The following is an 18,833-nucleotide window of genomic DNA, read 5'->3' as shown; positions in this document are numbered from 1 at the left end:
CTCATCATATTTCTTAGCAAGAACTTTATAAAACCTAATTCTGATGTAGTTTTCAGGTTTAAGCACTGATATGATCAAATTTAATCCAGGACCTGTATTTAAAGTAACCCTAGAGCATAATAAACTTTATGGACAGGTTGGTCATGATAAAAAAGAACTTGTACCCTTTGCAAAACATAAATTCTTCGCGCAAGACCTAGATTCTTCCCCTATCTTTCAGATTGATTCCAAAAACAAAATCATTGGTTTAAACAAAATTCAGAATAGTGAAATGAAAGCACATAAATTGTAGTCAAATTAGTGTTAATATTGGATATCTAGTATAATGGAGTTAAATTTGAAATAAAAAATGGCGTTCAAGCACATCTTTAAAGTAGCACTAAGTTGGTTTTCAACAGAGAAGGTAGCTTCTACTAAATCTAAAGTTTATAGTAAAAGCCATCACATTTCTATTGAAGGGAAAAGTGATCTGGCAATCTCTGCCGCTAAAGCTTTCAAAGGGGATCCAAGTCTATACAATCCAGAAGATCTCTTGCTGAGTAGCTTAGTTTCATGCCACATGATGTCTTATCTTTATCTTTGTGATCAAAACAACATTGAGGTCATCTCTTACACAGACCATGCAGAAGCTATATTAGAAGTTAATTCAGATGCTAGTGGCCGTTTTGTGGAGGTAATACTAAAACCTGCAGTGGTTATTTTAAATCCGGAGCAAATTGCATTAGCGTTAGATTTGCACAAAAAAGCTAATCAACTTTGTTTTATAGCCAATTCGTGCAATTTTCCTGTAATGCATAAGCCGACATGCCTCGCAGAATAAAAATATAATAGGTACTTTCCATAAAAGACAGGTATATAAATAACGCATATAACTTCGCAATTTTCTTGGGTATATGATAAAATTCTTTACTTTCGCTGTTCATTAATACATACATGATATATGAACAAAGAAATTAAAATCTTTAGAGATACAGCTAAAAGCAGAAAGTTATTAATCAGTTCTGGAGCGATCTGTCTAGTCCTGGGCATTGTATTTATTTATGGATTAGGCACTTTTGACGATATTTTTAAAGCAAAGGTAGCAGTGGCTAGTGGGGCTGTATTTTTGATTATGCTGATTTTCGTGATAAAGAGTATCATAAATATGAATGATAAGTCTGCAATTTTTGAATTGAATGAAAATACTGTAAGCGGAAAAACCTCACCTCTATCAAGAGGTATTGGAGCAATTAACTGGAAAGATGTTACTGGTTTAGAGGTTCAAAAAGTTGGTGGCGATACTTTGGTGGTTGTATACTTAACGAATGTAGCATATTACCAAACAAAACTTTCCAAGATGTTTTGGAATATGGCTTTTGATAAACAATCGCAAGAATTACAGATCATGTATTCTGCTTCCGAAATTGATATGAGCATAAATGAACTCTATGACTTGTTTGTATCTTACTGGAAACAACAAGTTGCATAGTTATTCATTTTCGATAATATGAATGGTCTCCTGTAAAACCATCATACTATAATATAAACCTTCATTTCCGATTATGCGAAAAGACTTTTATGGCACTATTATTTAATTAAGGTCGATCTACTAAATTTCCAAATTTAATAAAAATACAAAAATAGAGAAGGCTTATCCCATCACAGATAAGCCTTCTCTTAATTACCTTCTTATTCTTCTCTTAAGGTTATGTAAGATCGATTATTTCCTACTATTGTTCCCAACCTAATGTTTGCACTAAGTTACTTCCACTCAACACCATTTGACTATTGGCGATAGGATAATAGTAGTGCTTATTTTTAATAAAGTTTTTCTTATTATCCCTAGCAACAGTAAACATAATATGTCCATTACTTCCATTCTCTAGGTAAATGCTATTATTATTACCATTTGCATCTTTGAGGTAGTAAAGTGTAATGTTCTTCAGTTGTTCTGGAGTAAACCCAGCAATAGGACCTGTATCTTTTGCCGATTCTAATATAGCTATATCGGCATTCCCGTCACCGGTGACATCCATTGCACCTAACGCCTTTACATACATACCTTGCTGTTGATCTGCAAGACGTTCACCAACTTCCCATCTAAAAATATCACGATAGCGCTGGCCTTCACATGCTAATTCAACCCGTCTTTCTCTTCTAACTTCTAAAATTAGTCCAACATTTCCTTTTACATTAGGATAGTACTGTTGTAATATAGGATCTACAGCACCCATCGCTTCACTTAAAATCATAGGAGGCATAGCAACACGCGCTCTTAATTGGTTGATCGACTTATCCAGGTCTGCTTGACTATTCAAAATTCCAAGTTCCGCTTTAGCTTCTGCATAGATTAATAAAACCTCAGCATATCTAAATACAAATGCATCCGTGTAGGAAGCCTCCCAAGCTATCATTTCTGATACCTCTGGATAAAACTTAATCTGATTATACCCACCTAAAGTTGGTTTCAACCGGTGTGGAGTTTTTGCGTCAACAGATTGAAAACCTGGTTTCATAAATGTTTGTGCAAAACGTGGATCTCTATTCACAAATATCTCATCCACATTTTTTGTTTTATAATTAGGCTGATTGGTAAATCTACTGCCGTCCTTCATCAAATAACTCTCCATCAGTGTCTGACTTAAAGCCCATTCATAATCCAATACCGTATGCGTATTCCGTCTCATACTTAGATCTTTATCATAATCGATAAACATAATAGTTTCCGGATTTGACTGAAGATTTTGACTGATAAACAAGTCTCTGTAAGCTCTATCTACACCACCGGCTTTACTGATCTGGAAGCCACCCTCATTTATGATTTTCTCCGAAGCAGATACTGCTCTTTCTAGAAACGTTTTAGAACTAGCAGCCAAACCTAAGTAGGTATGATATTTACGGTATGTACCTTCTTGCAGTGCAAACTGTGACAGCTGTGCTAAAGCAGCCCATTTAGTTACAGTCGATTTGTGTCCGTCAGGTTTTATATGGGCTGCTGCAAATTCTAGGTCAGCCATAATAGAATCAACCACCAAATCCCTGCTGTCTTGCTTTTTATGTAAAGGTTCAGTATCTGCTGTACCTAAAGTATTCCCATACCAAGGTACATCATTATACATATTGACTTTATCAATATAAAAGCGAGCACGGAAAAATTTGGCTATACCAACATAATGGTTAACTTCTTCTGCACTTGCATTTTTAACTCTACTATAATTTTCTAAAAAAAAATTAATATTTCGCAAGGTCGACCAGCCCCATACACTCGCATTTTGAGGTGTTATACCTCCCCTCATCATTTCATCTATAGCGCTTCCCGAATTATGATGAGCCAAATTATCGGTGCCAATATCGGCAATTGGCGAACTTAAGGTGTTATAAAAACTATTGGTATAAGTTTTTAAATCTGAAACATTATTAAAGAAAACTTCTTCAGTAACTGATGTAGTAGGATAACGATCCATAAAATCATCATTACAACTTGTGACTAGGGCAAACATACTCATTAATGTACCCGCGACAATTATCCATCTATTTATATTTTTCATGATACATTTCATTATTTAAAAATTAAAATTCAAGCCCAAAGAATATGTTCTTTGAAATGGATAAGCAGTTCTGTCCCCTACAATCTCTGGATCTAAATAATCCATCAATTTCGTAAATTCAAAAAGATTTTCGCCGCTGGCAAATAAACGAACGCGATCCACTCCCCATCGATCTGTCAACGATTTTGGAAAAGTATAACCGACCGTTATATTTTTAACCCTTAAATAGCCCGCATTTTGTAAATATTTAGTTTGTGTAGCTGCTAGCTCTACCCCGCTCTGTTCTGCTACATATGATTTAGGTCTTGGTAAATAACCATTTGGATTATCTGGCGTCCAGTGATCCAAGTTAAACTTTGTTAAACTCGCCCAAGGCTGTGCATAGATACCCCAAAAATAATGGTCACCACCTGGAGGATAGTAATTTCTCTTACCAACACCTTGCAAAAATATACGAAGGTCTATGCCATTCCATGCTGACGTTAAATCAAGTCCATAGGTATAGCGTTGTCTATAATTACCGATTACTTTATAATCACCAGGGTTTGCTAATGTCCAATCCCCATTAGTAATTTTACCATCTCCGTTGGAATCTTCAAATTTTAGATCACCTGGCTCGAGGCCTCTTGTACCCGGATATGAAGTAACATCATTCTGATCAGCATGCGCCTCTATTTCTGCTGCTGATTGGAAAAAACCTAAAGTAGTTAATCCCCACATTTCACCGATCTCCTGTCCTACATAGTAATCATTTAAATTATTTTTAGGGTTATTAAATTTTGAGATGTATGCCCTACTGTCCGCAAGATTAAATCGGGTTGCAAATGAAAGTGGTTTAGAACCGACCATAAACTCCTTATTAAATCCTAAGGTTAATTCCCAACCCTTCGTTTTTAAGTCTGCAGCATTCTCTAATGGAACTCCTGTACCAAGAACAACTGGTAATATACTACCTTTTGTCAGCATATCTTTTGTCATACGTCGATACAAATCAAATGATCCAAAAATCTGATTACCAAAAAGACCGATATCTACTCCGAAATTTGATTGCGTAACTGTTTCCCAAGTAAGCGTGGGTGAAACTAATCCTGGACTTGTTACATAAGCAGGGCGTTTACCATCTAATACAATACTTGTACCTTTTCCCATATCTGCAATATATGGATAGTAGTTGTCTTCAAGATCCTGATTAGCCAATGATCCATAGGATCCTCTTAACTTCAAGTTTGAAACAGACGCACTTAGCGGCCCAAAGAAGTTCTCTTTTGAAATCACCCAAGCCCCAGAAACTGATGGATTAAATGCAAATCGATCTTTTTTCGGAAATCTTGAAGAACCGTCATATCTGAGATTTGATTCAAAAATGTATCGCTCTTTGTAACTGTAGTTTAACCTGGCAAATGCCCCTCGTACCGACCATGCATAATCTGAAGCACCTATTGAAATAGGTTCGCCTGTTGCAAGTTCAATAGTAGGTAGCGAATTGGCGATCAATTGATCGCGGGATGCCGAAAACGATTCATAAATACGCTCTTCCTGATTAAAACCAACCATTACTGAAAAATAGTGATCCTTTAATGTCTGTTGGTACTGTGAATACACATTATATACATTATAACGCGTTTCTTCACTTCCATTGGAAGCAGAACTATTAAAAGCTTGACGTTTTAAAGGACCTGGTCCTGTACTGTATTCCAGCGGTACGACAAAATAATGACTTTTACCGGATACCCTTCTAAATGTTGCATCACCATTTAAAGTCCAAACATTTTTTAGTAGATCGATCTTAGCTCCAAAACTGCTTTGAAAATCATTGACTCTGCGAACACTTCTTCCTCCATCGGCAACAGCACCGATCATACTTACACCGGCTTCTGTATAGGTTCCGTCAGGATTGCGTACCGTATTTAATGAGGGCTGGCGGTTAACATTATGCCAATAAAGATAACCTTGATCAATAGCAGATGGTTGGTCATATTTATCTGCAGTATAGGTTGTATTATTAGATAATGTAAACCAATCAGTTAATTTATAATCTCCCTTAGCTCTAAAATTGTAGCGATCATAGGTATCTGGACTGATTCTGAGCATACCATTTTGTCTATAATACTCTCCAGAAAGATAAAATGAAGACTTTTCATTTTTTTGAGATATATTGATGTTGTTCGTGTAAGAAGGCTGAATATCTTTATATACTTCTTTGAACCAGTCTGTTGAACCTAAATAGATATAAGCATTAGGATTTTTTGGATCCACAATCACACGTGGTAATGAAGGATCATCATTTAAAGCTTTACCATATTCGAGCATCCTTTCATCATAAAGATTATACCAAGGAGCACCCATGATATTCCTATACTTCATGACTTCATATGGATTATCTTCAATGTCGACCGTTCTAGTTATTGCTTTAGCTGCAAAAATTGAATTGGCGGCTACCTTTATCTCTTTACTTGTTCCTGTTTTTGTCGTTACTAAGACCACACCAAAAGCAGCCCGGCTACCATAGATTGCTGCAGATGCGGCATCTTTTAAAACCGTAACACTAGAAATATCAATGGGATTCATTCTGTTTAATTCATCATTTGTGGCCGGAACGCCATCAATCACAATTAATGGTCCACCGCCAGATAATGATGTATACCCCCTTACATTAATCCCAGGTGAACTATTTGCTCTACCACTCGTAGGCGTTATGTTTAAATTAGCCATAGCTCCCTGTAGCCCAGTGCCAACATTAGTAATCGGTCTGCTATCCAAAAACTTTTCGCTGATCTGGTCAACAGCACCAGATAAATTAACTCTTTTTTGAGTTCCATAACCCACGACAATAACTTCATCCAAGTGCGACTCTGCGCTTTCCATTCGGATATTGATCACCTTTTGATTTGCAACCTGAACCTCTTGATCTTTGTAGCCTAAAAAACGGAAAAGTAAAATGCCATTTTCTGGTACACGAAGAGAAAACCGTCCATCTGCATCTGTCTTTGTCGAAAGGCCAGATACTCCCAAAACGGATACAGTTACACCCCGCATAACCCCAATAGAATCACGCACTGTACCAGATATTTCAATATCTGTTTTATTTCTTTCAGTAATAACTATTGTTCCCCCCATTATCTCAAATGCAAGATTTTGACCTTTTAGTGCCCGATTTAAGACGGTGCGAACATCTGATTTAGAAACAGACACATCTACAAGATCGGTCTGCTCCAGTAATTTTTCATCGTAAAAAAAACGCAATTTAGTCTGCTTAGATATCTCTTTCAGCACATGCTCTATTTTCGCATTCTTCATCGAAATATTTACATTCTGAGCATATCCCGATGCTTGGGCCCCGAGTGTAAACAACACAACCAGCATACAAATTAACTTCATAATTAGCAGGATTTTAAAAACATAGGCATAGGGTCGACTCCTCCGATCATCCCGGATTATTATAGGAGAAAAAAAATTCATAACTTTGAATAGTTAAAGGTTGATTAATCTATAGAATTCACATTTCAATAAATTGCCTTTTTCCATTTGGGAGTGCGTCAACACTCCCTTTTTTTATGGATCTGGCCGTAAACTAGTATTTGTTAGGTTTCGATCATATCATTCAAATTTTAAGGTTTATAATTCTGTTATTTTATAATTACTTTTCGTCCATCAATTTCAAATTTTTTCTTAGTCACATATGCCAATGAATTTAGAATTTCGGAAAGTTTCAATTCACGACTTAAAGAGCCTTTATAAGATGAATTTAAGGTCAAAGCTTCAGCATTAATAATTTCAACATCATACCATCGCGCAATCTGTGATAAAATATCTTGAAGATTGTTGCCGTCAAAATAAAACTCTCCTCGTTGCCAAGCTATATGTTTTGAAACATCTGTTTGTTGGATTTTAATTTCATCACCTTTTATCAAAGCCTCTTCTCCCGGAAGCAACTCATGTTCGTGATTTCCTTTTAGAATCTTTACTTTACCTTCAACAAGAGTTGTATTCACTTGATCTGCATAAGCATTAATGTTAAAACTTGTACCTAGAACTTCAACAGTACTACCTTCGACTTCAATGCGGAAGGGCCTATTCTTATCCTTCTTCACTTCAAAATAAGCTTCACCTGTGAGCTTTACCCGACGCTCTTTTACACCAAAAGCATCCGGATAATCTAGTGTAGAAGAAGAATTTAACCAAACCAATGTACCATCCTCTAATTCCAATTTATATGTGCCAGCATTGGGTACTTCTATAAAATAGTTGCTGGAATGTGGGACATTACTCTTATTTAGTTGATGGTCTTTTATTTCACTTTTTTTACCCTTATAAGATAGATAAGCATAAGAAGACCCAGGCAGGATATCATTTTTATAAGTTCCAGTAGAATCTGGTATTTGTGCTGCCAAATGGACTTCCTTTAATTGAATATTATTTTTCACGAAGTATAATGTAGCAATACTCACGAGCACTATAACAGCGGCCGCTACGGAAAATCTTTTCCAGTCAAACATCTTTCTCACTGGATTTGAATCAGAAGTAACATCTAGCTGATCCATTACGATAGATTTTGATCTACCTAATGATTGAATCCGTTCGGTATCCGAAGTCTCTTGAGACTGGTCATCTTCAATTGAATAAAACCAATTCAAAAGCAGTCTATGTTCTTCAGGTGTACATTGACCATCCAGATATTTCTGAAGTAATTGTTTTTGAGAATCTATGGGTTTATTTTCCTTCATACATCCTTATAACCCGACTTTGGGTGAATAAGTACCGAAAAAAAGTAAAATAATTATTTGAGTTTAAATTTGAGTCTATTCAGCGCCATAGAAACATTATTTTTGACAGTCTGCTCAGATAAAGAAAGTTGATTGGCAATGTCTTTTATTGACATATCTTCACTCCTGCTGAGTCTAAAAACAGAACGCATAGTATCAGGCATACGAGACATTTCATTTTCTAAAAGCCTTGCAAGTTCTTTAGCGATCAGTTCATCTTCACTGGTATTGCCGATAAGATATTGATCTTTATTAATCTCAAGATAATCAAGATGACGATTTCTTTTTTCACTTTTAATAAGCCAATCAATCATCTCATATTTGGCCGCTTTAAATAAGTAAGGATAAATGGAATCACCCACTTCAATTTTGCTTCGTCTATTCCACATAGAAATAAAAACTTCCTGTATTATATCTTCGACATCTGGAATAGATTCAATCCGCTTTTGGATAAAACGAAAAAGAATATCCGAATATCGATCGAATAAAATTGAAAAGGCCATTTTATTGTCCTTCTTTAATTCCTCAAACAATTCGCTATCAGACCACGTCTTCATGATTTCTTACTCTTGATCAATTTAAATTGCATACTAGAACTTTACATTTCTTCAGTTGCAAAGTTATAATTGGTGTGTTAAGATAGCGTTAATATAATATTTAACAAAAAACAAATCACATTTTTAATCTGGTTTTTATTAAAAATTTTCATTAATCAACTAAAATTTAGTGATCTATCGATGCTACGGTTTTACATAAAAATGAAATAATTCCGGTCTAAGACTGCTTATTTAGATAAATTAGTACCTCCACATATAAATGCAAATTCTAATTATAGTACAAAAGCCCTAGGTATTTAAACATAGGGCTTTTGAACAGTGATTCATTTCCATCTATCAAATTTATAATGAACCTTTGAATTTGATACCTTTAAAAACCCGGATGGGGTTACCACGCTCTATTTCAGCATGATTATGCCATTGGAGGTCTTTTTCTTGCTTTACAGTCAGATCCTGCATATTCATGATCTTTAACGCAAGACGTTCTGTTGCTAATTTTTTATTTTGTAATTGGGATCTTGTATCCATCGCTACGACCATTAACCCTGTCGGCATATGAAGTGCGCGAACAGCAGAACTAACTTTATTTACATGTTGTCCACCAGGTCCCGAACTTCGTATCATTTGATAAAGAATATCATCTTCCGAAATTGCTACCTCATTCTTCTCATTAACAATAAACAAAGCAATGAACCAATTTTTTCTTTTATGAAAAGTACGAAATGGACTTGTACAAGTCCATTGCAAAGAACCTGTCCACGATTGAAGAAATATATCGATATCGTGTCCTGTTAGTTTACAAATTGCAGATCTTATTAATTCCCCCTCACTCTGCTCTTGACTCACAATTGTCACCAATATCTGCTTTTCTAATGCTTCTCTTTTAAAAATACTTAACACCTTTGTAAGGAAAAAGTCACACTCCTTGGGTCCTTTTCCTGAACTTAATTGAATATATACTTCCATTTTATTAACTTTCCATACGAACAAATTTTGGTTTGAAAATTCCCAAAACTGTTACTAATTCTTTTTGATAACTCATCACTTTTTCAATATCCTTATAGGCCATCGGTGATTCGTCCATACTGCCTCCGATAACTTGAACACCAGCATCGGCTAATTTTTTACTCATTGCTGTTTTGGTAAAAAGGGATTTTGCATCAGCTCTCGAATATAATCGTCCCGCACCATGTGAAGCGGAATTTAAACTTCCCACATGTCCCAAGCCTTCTACTAAGTAGCCTGGTGCGGTCATCGATCCGGGGATAATTCCCAAAACACCTTTACCTGCCGGCGTCGCACCTTTACGATGTACAATACATTCCTGACCACCGACCATTTCCTTCCATGCAAAATTGTGATGATTTTCGATTGTCACTTCAATACGCTTACCCAAGGCCTTAGCAATCCGCTGATGGATATTTTCATGACATGCTTTTGCATAGTCTCCTGCCAAATTCATTGCTAACCAATATTCCTGCCCATCATGTGTATTTAGGTCTAACCAAGCAAGGTGCTGTACTTGACGTGGTAAAGGACATTGCTTTTTAGCCAGATATGTATAATGTTTTGCAATATTTGCTCCCAATCCACGAGAACCACTGTGTGACAATACGGCTAAGTATTCACCAGCAACAAGTTTCCATTCAGGTTTGGGGTGTGTAAGTTCAATAATTCCAAATTCAACGAAATGATTTCCACCACCTGAGGTTCCCAGTTGCTTATAAGCTTTGTCTTTCAAGCTTTTTAAAAGCGGGATGTCCTGAAATTCGGATCGATAGAATAACTCATGGTCACTTTTGTTTTTATGCGTTTCATACATTCCAAATTTGGTGTGTTCTGATAAGATATTTAAAAGCATAGCATCTTTCCCTCTTATGAACGAGCCTGGCAAATTAAAAATAGACATACTCATACGACATCCAATATCTACACCAACACCATAAGGAATAACAGCCTGATGTGTAGCTAAAACGCCCCCAATAGGTAGACCATATCCCGAATGTGCATCGGGCATTAATGCGCCCGCCACTGCAACAGGAAGTTTTAAAGCATCATAGAGTTGAAATTTAGCCTTTTCATCAATCACATCTTCTCCAAAAATGGAAAATGGAGCGCGCTGTTTCAATAACTCCTGCATTTTCACTTCAACAGGCTTGATCAAACCCTCTGCTAACTTGCCCCAAATCCCATGATGATGAAAGATGCTAGGGTTAGACAATACCGCACTTAATTCTTGTAAGACAGCTTCTTTCTTCTCACGCTTTCTATAACGTTGTATTTGATTTAAACCAATATTTATTGTATTATTTTGAGGAAAACCTAATTTTATGAGGTCTTTCCCTGAGATTTTACTTCCCATGATTGTATTATAAAATTGAAAAATGTGTTAAAAAAACACAGTGAATATTTGGAAACAAGTTCCAATAATTGTCAATTCGGGAAAATTTGCATGTAAAATATAGAATAAACAAAAAAGCCCGAATTATCTTCGGGCTTTTAATATAATGATTTGATAGAATCCTTTATATCTGGGCACGAAGAACCATGACCGCATCTTTTGCAGTAATGTTAATGGATGTTATAGTAACTATAGACATTTTTGTGTTCTCCGTTTAAAGGGTTATTATTATTATTTATCGTGACAAATATATTATTTATTTTGAATTAAGTAAAAATTATTTTAAAAAAATTTATGATTTTGATTTTCGTATACAATCATTAATTTAATGGAGGATGTTCAATTTTAGATATAATTGTCAAGAACTAAAAAAGCTCCGGTTGATACCGGAGCTGATCTATAAAGTACTTTTATATGTAAAATATTTATTGTGCAACGGAAATCAAGACTTTCCATTCGCGTGTAGTTCCATCTGCAGAATACACTTGATACTTGAAATAACCTTTAGAAAAATCGCTAACTACACCTGCAACAGGTGCCCCCTCCAATGGTTCGATCTTTGTACCATAATGGGTAAATCGAATAGCCATTTTACTTAAATCAGTTCCTTTTACTGCAATAATGGTTATTGTTGCATTTTCTGGATTAACAATATTGGAGGAAGTAGGAATAGCATTGTATTTATATCCTGTTACAGGCTCACCATATCCCAGTTCATTCGTTACTTCTATATAATTAAACAGAACGGCTGTTGTTATAAAAGCTTTATCTCCGTAAATTCCTTCATCAAGTTCAACTCTAGGTTTCAAACAGGAAACCAACGAAAAGAGAAGTAGAAAAAAAGAGAAAACACTTACTTTGATATATTTCATCATTTTATTATTTAAAATTTTCAAATTAATTTATCCGATTAGTTCCATCCAGGATTTTGTCCAAGTGTTCCACCATTTACTTGATAGAGCATTATTTGTTTTAGTGGAATACCATTTAAATAATCTCTATTTTTATCAATATACAATCCGCGTCCGCCACTTAAAAAATCAGCTACCTTAAACCAAGGATTGATTCTTCCATCAGGGAAACGCGACACATTAGATCCTACTGTAAGTTTGAAGCTATTTTCATATTTTTCTACTACATAGCCATCTTTCCTAATCTGACTATACAGTGCAGGATTATTACCTTGATCTAATGAAAACTGTTCTGGTGTTCTGTTATAATAATCCAAATATTCTTGTAACAAAGCTCCTTTGGGCTGATATCCATTGATAACTTTTTCATACACGGCCCATCTTTTCAGATCATTGAGTCTATAACCTTCTAAAGCCAATTCTACCATTCTTTCCCTCCGAACTTCATTAACTAGAGCAGATTCGGATTTGTCGAAACCATATTCTTCATTGTAATTGGTACCTACCCCAGCATTCATTTGCATCGGTAACATTCCCACCCTTGCTCTCATTACATTAATGGTTTTGTCCAGATCTGACTGCGTAATACTTCCTAAAATCGCTTTCGCTTCAGCAAGTGCCAATAAAGATTCTTCATACCGCATCAAGATATCATCAGTCTCGCCTTTTGTGGCTTCTTGTGCAAATACAGCACCTTTAAAATTACGATACCCCGTAGATGTAAAACCTTCAGTATAGGGAGCCTGATGGGCTATAAATGGATATCTAAACGGATCGCCATCTCCGCCTCGTCCTGTTAATTTATTTTGCGAACCTCGGTCTGGTGTCCAGACCGTCTGTTTAAAACGCGGATCCAAATTATTACCCAAATCATTTAATGAAGGTGTATAATTCTGTCCAAGCGGCTGAGGCGTGCCATCCTTTCTTAAATAAATATCAACCAGATGATTAGTTATTGAATGACCAAAATCCTTTATTTTAAAAAAGAAATTGTGACTGTAAGCTAGCTTAGAGGCATCATAGACTTTATAAAGAAAAACACCATCTATGTTACTGGCATCCTTTTGAGAAAACAATTGATTGTATGCCATCTCTTTGTCACCTGCCATCGTAAAGATACGGCTACCATGACGGTTCAATAATATATTTACAGTCGGTTCAATCAATTTTAAAAACTCTACACCATCTTGACCGGTCATAGCAAATGGTGTACCTTTTTTATTGTGATAATACTCCCAAGTTCCTTCATACAGGGCAACTCTAGCTTTTAAGTTTAATGCGGCCTCTTTATTTAATCGACCAGCCATTGCAGCTTGACCTTCACCTTTCCAGTGCAATCGATCTATAGCTGAATCGATATCACTTATTATCTGTTTAGCGACCTCGTATCGGGAAGATCTCGGTTTGTATAATTTATCCGTATCCTGTTCCGTAAGCAGTTCATTAACTATGGGTACTCCACCGAAGTTTTGCAATAAATTGAAATAGTCCCAAGCTCTAAAGAAATATCCTTCACCGATATAATGCTTTGCTGCATCTGTCTTTTCAGCATTCAAATTTGCATAATGAAGAAAGTAATTATCATTACGGAGACCAACGTAACCATTGTCCCATGTGCTGTTGACATCTGGTGCTGTAGAAGCCGTACTCCATCTATTCAAGCTTGCCGTCACCGAAGTCTGCATTATCATCACATCTGTATTTAAATCCAACCCAAGATTACTATTTCCGCCACTAACCGAACCACTCCCGCCCATAGTATTATATTGAGGTGCAAGTTTGGAATACAATCCATTAGTATAAATCTGAAGGTCAGATGCTGTTTTGAAAAAATTAGTCGAATTGACTGATGTCAATGGATCTCTGTTTAAGAAATCTTTAGAACAAGAACCCGTCAGTACCACACATACAAACATCATCATTTTGTGGTATTTATTTAATTGTTTATGAGGTTTCATATTTATATTTTAATTTCTAAAAAATGAGATTACAAAGTCAAATTAACACCCAATGAAAAATAGCGCAATGGAGGGTACCCATTTGTACTCGCTGAGAAAAGTCCGCCAAGATTACTCAGAAGCTCAGGATCATACTTTATAAATGATTTATTATATAAAAATCCAAGATTCTCACCACTGAAATAAATATTTGCACGTTTCAATTTCACTTTAGACAAAATTGTTTGTGGAAGATCATAACCAATCGTTATATTACGTACCCTTAGATGGGCTAAGTTGAGTGTATAACGATCAGAAGCTAAGGTTCTACTGGTATTTAAAGCTGGAAAGAAAGCATCCTTATTAGTTGGTGTCCAATAACCAAGCTTGGTACTTTCTTCAAATGCTGGAGTGTAGAAATATGCAGTACCACCGCCACCTGCACTACTTCCCCATACCCAATCAGAGCTTGTAAATATTTTCCAATGCATGACCCCCTCAAGGACAGCTGAAAAATTAAAATTGTTCCAAGAGAATGAAGGAATAATCGAGTAAGATTTACGGGGATAATTAAAGCCATTTTTTATTTGATCACCCTTACTATACCAAAAACCTCCTGTTCCAGATCCAATATAACCATCACCATCTAAATCTTTATAGGTTAAATATCCAGGATAGTTATATTCTCCAGTAAGAGTTTTACCACTTAAGTCTGCAGTATTCTGAGCTATTCCATCGGCCTGATACATATAATTTTGACCAAATAGTTCCCCTACTGTCCAAACTCCGCTTCGGGCACCACTAGCATTTGCAGAATACTTGGTGACATATCCGATATAATCACTCATGTTAAACTTCACATCATATGTAAATGGTTTATTTGCCAATTGAAATTTGTCATTCCAACCAATACTCAATTCCCAACCTCTGGTTTCAGATTCCGAATTATTCAATTGTGGAGCACCGGTACCTAATACTGCTGAGACAGGATTTGCGGGTCCCATCTGATTAATAATCCTACGTTGATACCATTCATAGGTAATATTTAATCTCCTATTTAAAGTGGTTACATCCAGTCCAAGGTTGAGGACTGTTGGTTTCGCCCATGTTAGTGAAGAGCTCACTAAACCAGGAGCACTAGCTACATTCGAAAAATTACCGCCTAAAAGCGTATTTTTATTTACAGAAAATCCAAGTGTGGGTAGGTAGGTATAGTAGTTACTTGATCCCACAGAGGTCAAATCTCCTGATGTTGACCATGATACACGAGGTTTTAATTCACTAATAATGTCTTTTAAAGGCCAAAATGACTCCTTAGCCACATTCCATGCACCAGATATTGATGGGAAAAATCCCCATCGTGATTCGGGAGAGAAACGAGAACTAGCATCTTTTCTTCCTGCAAATTTGATCATGTACTTCTGTTGATAATCGTAGCTCGCAATACCGTAATATCCTAAAGTTGCCCACTCATACATATTATCACCCGCTACTGGATTATTTGCAGCGGCATTCAACGCCTCGATCACATCCTGAGCAAAAAGATCCGTTTTACTGCCGCTCAAAGACTGATAATTATTTTCTTCAGCCTGCATACCCACTTGTACTAAAACATTGTGTTTGTCTGCAAAATTCCTACTGTACTGTGCATTTAATTTAGCGAATTGATATTTCTGAAGTCCACTAGACTTAGCGATGCTACTAATATTTGCAGAGCGATTATTTTGAATTTTTGTTCCATCTGGAAGCTCTGTATATGCGACTTTATCTACTTTGGTAAATTGTGAATTATTGACCCTATAAGTATAGTCTCCGTTAATTTCAAAATATTTGAATGGTTTCAGAGTCGCTCCTCCTGTCATGACAATATCATTACGCTCATTGGTTATTGAACCACCCTCACCCATTATTCCAGCAGCACCTAATATCCATGAATAAGCATTACCAGACGGCACTTTTAGAGGAGTTGCAAAATATTGCATCATGCTACCAAAAATATCGCCATAATTAGCTATTGAGCTACCCGAACCAGCATCTGTTGCAGAGCCCGCTCTGTAATTTGGACCTTTACTTTGTTGCAAAACATAGCTTACATCAGTCCTCAAATCCAACCAATCAGCCGCTTTATAATTCAACTTTGACTGCAGATTATATCGTGTATTATTATTAAGATCTCCCTTAAATAATCCTTTAGTTCCATTGTAACCAAAACTGGAGAAATACTGTGCACGGTCTGTTCCGCCACTTAAATTTACATTGTGCTGACTACTAACCGCCGATTTGTTTAAATAAGCATCATAAAGCTTTGTGGTAGCAAAAGACTGTTCTCTTGTCCAGTTCTTAAAACCAGCATTTGTTGTTGGAAACTGACCGTTTTCAATGTACAATTGTGCCTTATCTCCAAACTGTGCCCGCAATTCATCGAAAGAGGGATCATTCCAGTCTTTCCGAAGCCATGCTTCCATTCTTTGAATCGTAATAGCATCAACACCATCTGTTCCTGTTCCATCAGGCCAACCGTTCTTTTGCGCCATATTGATATATCTGGCCCAATCAGGAGAATTTGGTTGGGTTGGAAAAGTTACTCGTTTACCGATCTTCACATTTCCGGAATAAGTAATGGACATCTTTCCAGATTTACCACTCTTTGTGGTAATTAAAATAATCCCATAGGGAGCACGAGATCCGTAAATTGCTGTTGAAGCACCATCCTTTAATATGGAAATACTTTCAACATCATTCGGATTAACATCCTGAATTGGTCTTTCTACTCCGTCAATTAACACGAGAGGTGAAGCAGATCCATTGATAGCGGTAAATCCCCTGATATTTAATGTTGGATTGCTTTCTGGAGCCCCGCTCGGCATTCTGATGTTCAACCCTGGAGAAAGACCGATTAAGCCATCAGCAACATTACGAATTGGACGGTTTGCTAATTTTTCACCACTTACAGTAGCTACCGCATCTGTTAAACTGCTTTTCTTTACTTTCCCATAAGCTGTAATCACTACTTCATCCATTTCGAATAGGTTTTTAGCAATCACCATCGTAATATTGGATAAGTCTTTAGCGGTTTTCTCTTTTGTTGTGTAACCCACCCCTGTGATAACGATAATAGCACTGCTGTTACTCACCTTAAATTGAAAATTACCCTTTACATCGGTCCTGGTACTATTCTTCGTACCTTTTTCGGTTAGGTTGATTCCTTCGATCGGATTTCCTTGCTCATCTTTTAAAGTACCTTTCACATTAAAATTTTGTAATGGGCGGCGGGTCTTTGATGATAGATGCTTATTGATAGGCGATAACAAGTTATTCTGATCAATAGCAGTGATGGCAAATGCATTATTTTTTGAAAAGATGAGGGCTAGAGATAGCACACTCGACACTATTGACACTCGAACAATAGGGGCAATAAACTTCCCTTCCCATTTGTTTACGAGAGAAATATTTTTCATATTTGAAAAAATAAGGTTAATTAAAAAACTCGAACTCTTTTGATTCCTTTAAAAGGAGATGTTGTCGCATCTCCTTTATCATTATATATATTTATCTACCCATAAGCTGTTTATTTATATTAGATTTAATGTGGTTAATACTTTTTATTAAAAAGATGATTTAACAATAATACTCAATTTGTTTAAAGTTTACAAATATTAAATTTAAAACACAAAATATCAACAAATATATCAATCGTGTTTAGCTATTGTAAAGTAATGAGGTTAAGAAATTGTTATCTTTTCTTTATAAAATGTACATATCCTGTCGCGAATAAAGCAGTATTAACGTGAATTCTTTTTAATGATTCATTATTCATTCACTTATATATTTTTTTGAATTCTCCCGCTAATTCCCACATTTTAAATATTACAGGAATTTTAAAGCTAAAAAAAGCCCCAAAAAAAAATTTCGAAAATCACTTTCCGAAATTTTTCAATAAATAGATTTATTACAAATTGATCAATTAATGTCTAAAGTCTGATATGCTTTTGCAAGATTGACTAGTTCTGGTAAAGCTCTGAAAGTAAAATAAGCGATATCATCATCTTGTCTTTCCCGAAGAAGTTTGGTATAAGCATTGACACTTGCATTAATATGTTCCAAAAATAACTTGTTCCACTTACTTTCGGACTCATCACTGTAATATAAAAAAGATTTCTCTCCTGCTTTCCAGATCTGCTCAAACTGATTTTGATCTAGATCAATGGTTTTACCCTTGATAATGTCGACCAATATCGGTTGTGTATTTTTATAATAATTTCTGATCTGTTTGCATAATACAAGTATATCCTTATTCTTACTGTGTTTTTCCATCAACTGTGTCATCACCAGCCCCTCAGTTCTCATAAAAACAATGTCTCGCAGTATATGCTCATCTTTATAATCCTGCGAAATAACAGCAGAACTTTGAAAAAGTAAAAATATAGTTATGATAATTGAGTATGTTTTTGAATGTGCTTGCATACGATTTGAATTAATGATAAATATTGGGTTGTCACTATTTTACTATAATGGAAGCAATAAATGTGCTTTCTTTTGACAATTATCATTAAAACAGGTATTTATAATAATAAATAAAGAGTTTACCACCTTCAAATGTATTTTTACTTAGAAAATTTTTTAAAGTCCAATTTACAAGTCTACTACACGACATCAAGACCAAGCTACAATTCTATTATCTTCCTATATTTTCATCATTATATGTAATTATCCTAGATTTAATAATTTCTATAAAAT

13 protein-coding genes are annotated in these 18,833 nt (G+C 35.7%); 3 read left to right on the top strand and 10 right to left on the bottom strand.

Going from position 1 to position 18,833, the window contains the following annotated elements; translation table 11 throughout:
- Window positions 1–70 precede the first annotated feature (70 nt).
- From EDF66_RS00240 to EDF66_RS00230, 3 genes are all read left to right on the top strand, one after another.
- Complete coding sequence (locus EDF66_RS00240) at window positions 71–292, top strand: hypothetical protein (RefSeq protein ID WP_132768330.1); 222 nt, start codon at window positions 71–73, stop codon at window positions 290–292.
- Window positions 293–349: 57 nt separating this feature from the next.
- Complete coding sequence (locus tag EDF66_RS00235) at window positions 350–820, top strand: OsmC family protein (RefSeq protein WP_132768332.1); 471 nt, start codon at window positions 350–352, stop codon at window positions 818–820.
- Window positions 821–940: 120 nt separating this feature from the next.
- Window positions 941–1,468 (top strand): STM3941 family protein, encoded by a 528-nt coding sequence (locus EDF66_RS00230; protein ID WP_132768334.1) that lies wholly within the window; start codon window positions 941–943, stop codon window positions 1,466–1,468.
- A 241-nt stretch (window positions 1,469–1,709) separates the two neighbouring features.
- Here the strand turns inward: EDF66_RS00230 and EDF66_RS00225 are convergent, their stop codons facing one another.
- The 10 genes from EDF66_RS00225 to EDF66_RS00180 all read right to left on the bottom strand — a co-directional run bounded on the left by EDF66_RS00225 (window position 1,710) and on the right by EDF66_RS00180 (window position 18,560).
- A complete protein-coding gene (locus EDF66_RS00225) occupies window positions 1,710–3,527 on the bottom strand; it encodes a RagB/SusD family nutrient uptake outer membrane protein (protein WP_132839731.1) in 1,818 nt (605 codons plus the stop codon).
- 15 nt (window positions 3,528–3,542) lie between these two features.
- Window positions 3,543–6,905 carry a TonB-dependent receptor gene (locus EDF66_RS00220; RefSeq protein WP_243655961.1) on the bottom strand — a complete coding sequence of 1,121 codons (3,363 nt, stop codon included), beginning with the start codon at window positions 6,903–6,905 and terminating at the stop codon, window positions 3,543–3,545.
- A 248-nt stretch (window positions 6,906–7,153) separates the two neighbouring features.
- Entirely contained in the window at window positions 7,154–8,251 is a 1,098-nt protein-coding gene (locus EDF66_RS00215; protein ID WP_132839727.1) for a FecR family protein, read from the bottom strand.
- Window positions 8,252–8,304: 53 nt separating this feature from the next.
- On the bottom strand, window positions 8,305–8,847 hold the full coding sequence (locus EDF66_RS00210) for an RNA polymerase sigma factor (RefSeq protein ID WP_132839726.1): 543 nt from the start codon (window positions 8,845–8,847) through the stop codon (window positions 8,305–8,307).
- Window positions 8,848–9,189: 342 nt separating this feature from the next.
- A complete protein-coding gene (gene prfH, locus EDF66_RS00205) occupies window positions 9,190–9,813 on the bottom strand; it encodes a peptide chain release factor H (protein ID WP_132768344.1) in 624 nt (207 codons plus the stop codon).
- 4 nt (window positions 9,814–9,817) lie between these two features.
- On the bottom strand, window positions 9,818–11,209 hold the full coding sequence (locus tag EDF66_RS00200) for an RtcB family protein (RefSeq protein ID WP_132839724.1): 1,392 nt from the start codon (window positions 11,207–11,209) through the stop codon (window positions 9,818–9,820).
- Window positions 11,210–11,673: 464 nt separating this feature from the next.
- Entirely contained in the window at window positions 11,674–12,123 is a 450-nt protein-coding gene (locus tag EDF66_RS00195) for a DUF5018-related domain-containing protein (protein WP_132839722.1), read from the bottom strand.
- Between the two features lie 35 nt (window positions 12,124–12,158).
- Window positions 12,159–14,117, bottom strand: a complete 1,959-nt coding sequence (locus EDF66_RS00190) for a RagB/SusD family nutrient uptake outer membrane protein (RefSeq protein WP_132839721.1) — start codon at window positions 14,115–14,117, stop codon at window positions 12,159–12,161.
- 29 nt (window positions 14,118–14,146) lie between these two features.
- On the bottom strand, window positions 14,147–17,554 hold the full coding sequence (locus EDF66_RS00185) for a SusC/RagA family TonB-linked outer membrane protein (RefSeq protein ID WP_132839719.1): 3,408 nt from the start codon (window positions 17,552–17,554) through the stop codon (window positions 14,147–14,149).
- 502 nt (window positions 17,555–18,056) lie between these two features.
- Complete coding sequence (locus EDF66_RS00180; protein WP_021188363.1) at window positions 18,057–18,560, bottom strand: hypothetical protein; 504 nt, start codon at window positions 18,558–18,560, stop codon at window positions 18,057–18,059.
- Window positions 18,561–18,833 lie beyond the last annotated feature (273 nt).

This window comes from Sphingobacterium sp. JUb20 (genome assembly GCF_004342035.1).
Lineage (GTDB): Bacteria > Bacteroidota > Bacteroidia > Sphingobacteriales > Sphingobacteriaceae > Sphingobacterium > Sphingobacterium anhuiense.
Note: the sequence above shows the minus strand (reverse complement) of the source record. Positions and strands in the feature narration are given on the sequence as shown.

Bases quoted from the DNA above. Each gene is read 5' to 3' on its own strand.
- EDF66_RS00240 (WP_132768330.1), top strand. From the start codon at position 71: ATGATCAAATTTAATCCAGGACCTGTATTTAAAGTAACCCTAGAGCAT.
- EDF66_RS00235 (WP_132768332.1), top strand. From the start codon at position 350: ATGGCGTTCAAGCACATCTTTAAAGTAGCACTAAGTTGGTTTTCAACA.
- EDF66_RS00230 (WP_132768334.1), top strand. From the start codon at position 941: ATGAACAAAGAAATTAAAATCTTTAGAGATACAGCTAAAAGCAGAAAG.
- EDF66_RS00225 (WP_132839731.1), bottom strand. From the start codon at position 3,527: ATGAAAAATATAAATAGATGGATAATTGTCGCGGGTACATTAATGAGT.
- EDF66_RS00220 (WP_243655961.1), bottom strand. From the start codon at position 6,905: ATGAAGTTAATTTGTATGCTGGTTGTGTTGTTTACACTCGGGGCCCAA.
- EDF66_RS00215 (WP_132839727.1), bottom strand. From the start codon at position 8,251: ATGAAGGAAAATAAACCCATAGATTCTCAAAAACAATTACTTCAGAAA.
- EDF66_RS00210 (WP_132839726.1), bottom strand. From the start codon at position 8,847: ATGAAGACGTGGTCTGATAGCGAATTGTTTGAGGAATTAAAGAAGGAC.
- prfH (WP_132768344.1), bottom strand. From the start codon at position 9,813: ATGGAAGTATATATTCAATTAAGTTCAGGAAAAGGACCCAAGGAGTGT.
- EDF66_RS00200 (WP_132839724.1), bottom strand. From the start codon at position 11,209: ATGGGAAGTAAAATCTCAGGGAAAGACCTCATAAAATTAGGTTTTCCT.
- EDF66_RS00195 (WP_132839722.1), bottom strand. From the start codon at position 12,123: ATGATGAAATATATCAAAGTAAGTGTTTTCTCTTTTTTTCTACTTCTC.
- EDF66_RS00190 (WP_132839721.1), bottom strand. From the start codon at position 14,117: ATGAAACCTCATAAACAATTAAATAAATACCACAAAATGATGATGTTT.
- EDF66_RS00185 (WP_132839719.1), bottom strand. From the start codon at position 17,554: ATGAAAAATATTTCTCTCGTAAACAAATGGGAAGGGAAGTTTATTGCC.
- EDF66_RS00180 (WP_021188363.1), bottom strand. From the start codon at position 18,560: ATGCAAGCACATTCAAAAACATACTCAATTATCATAACTATATTTTTA.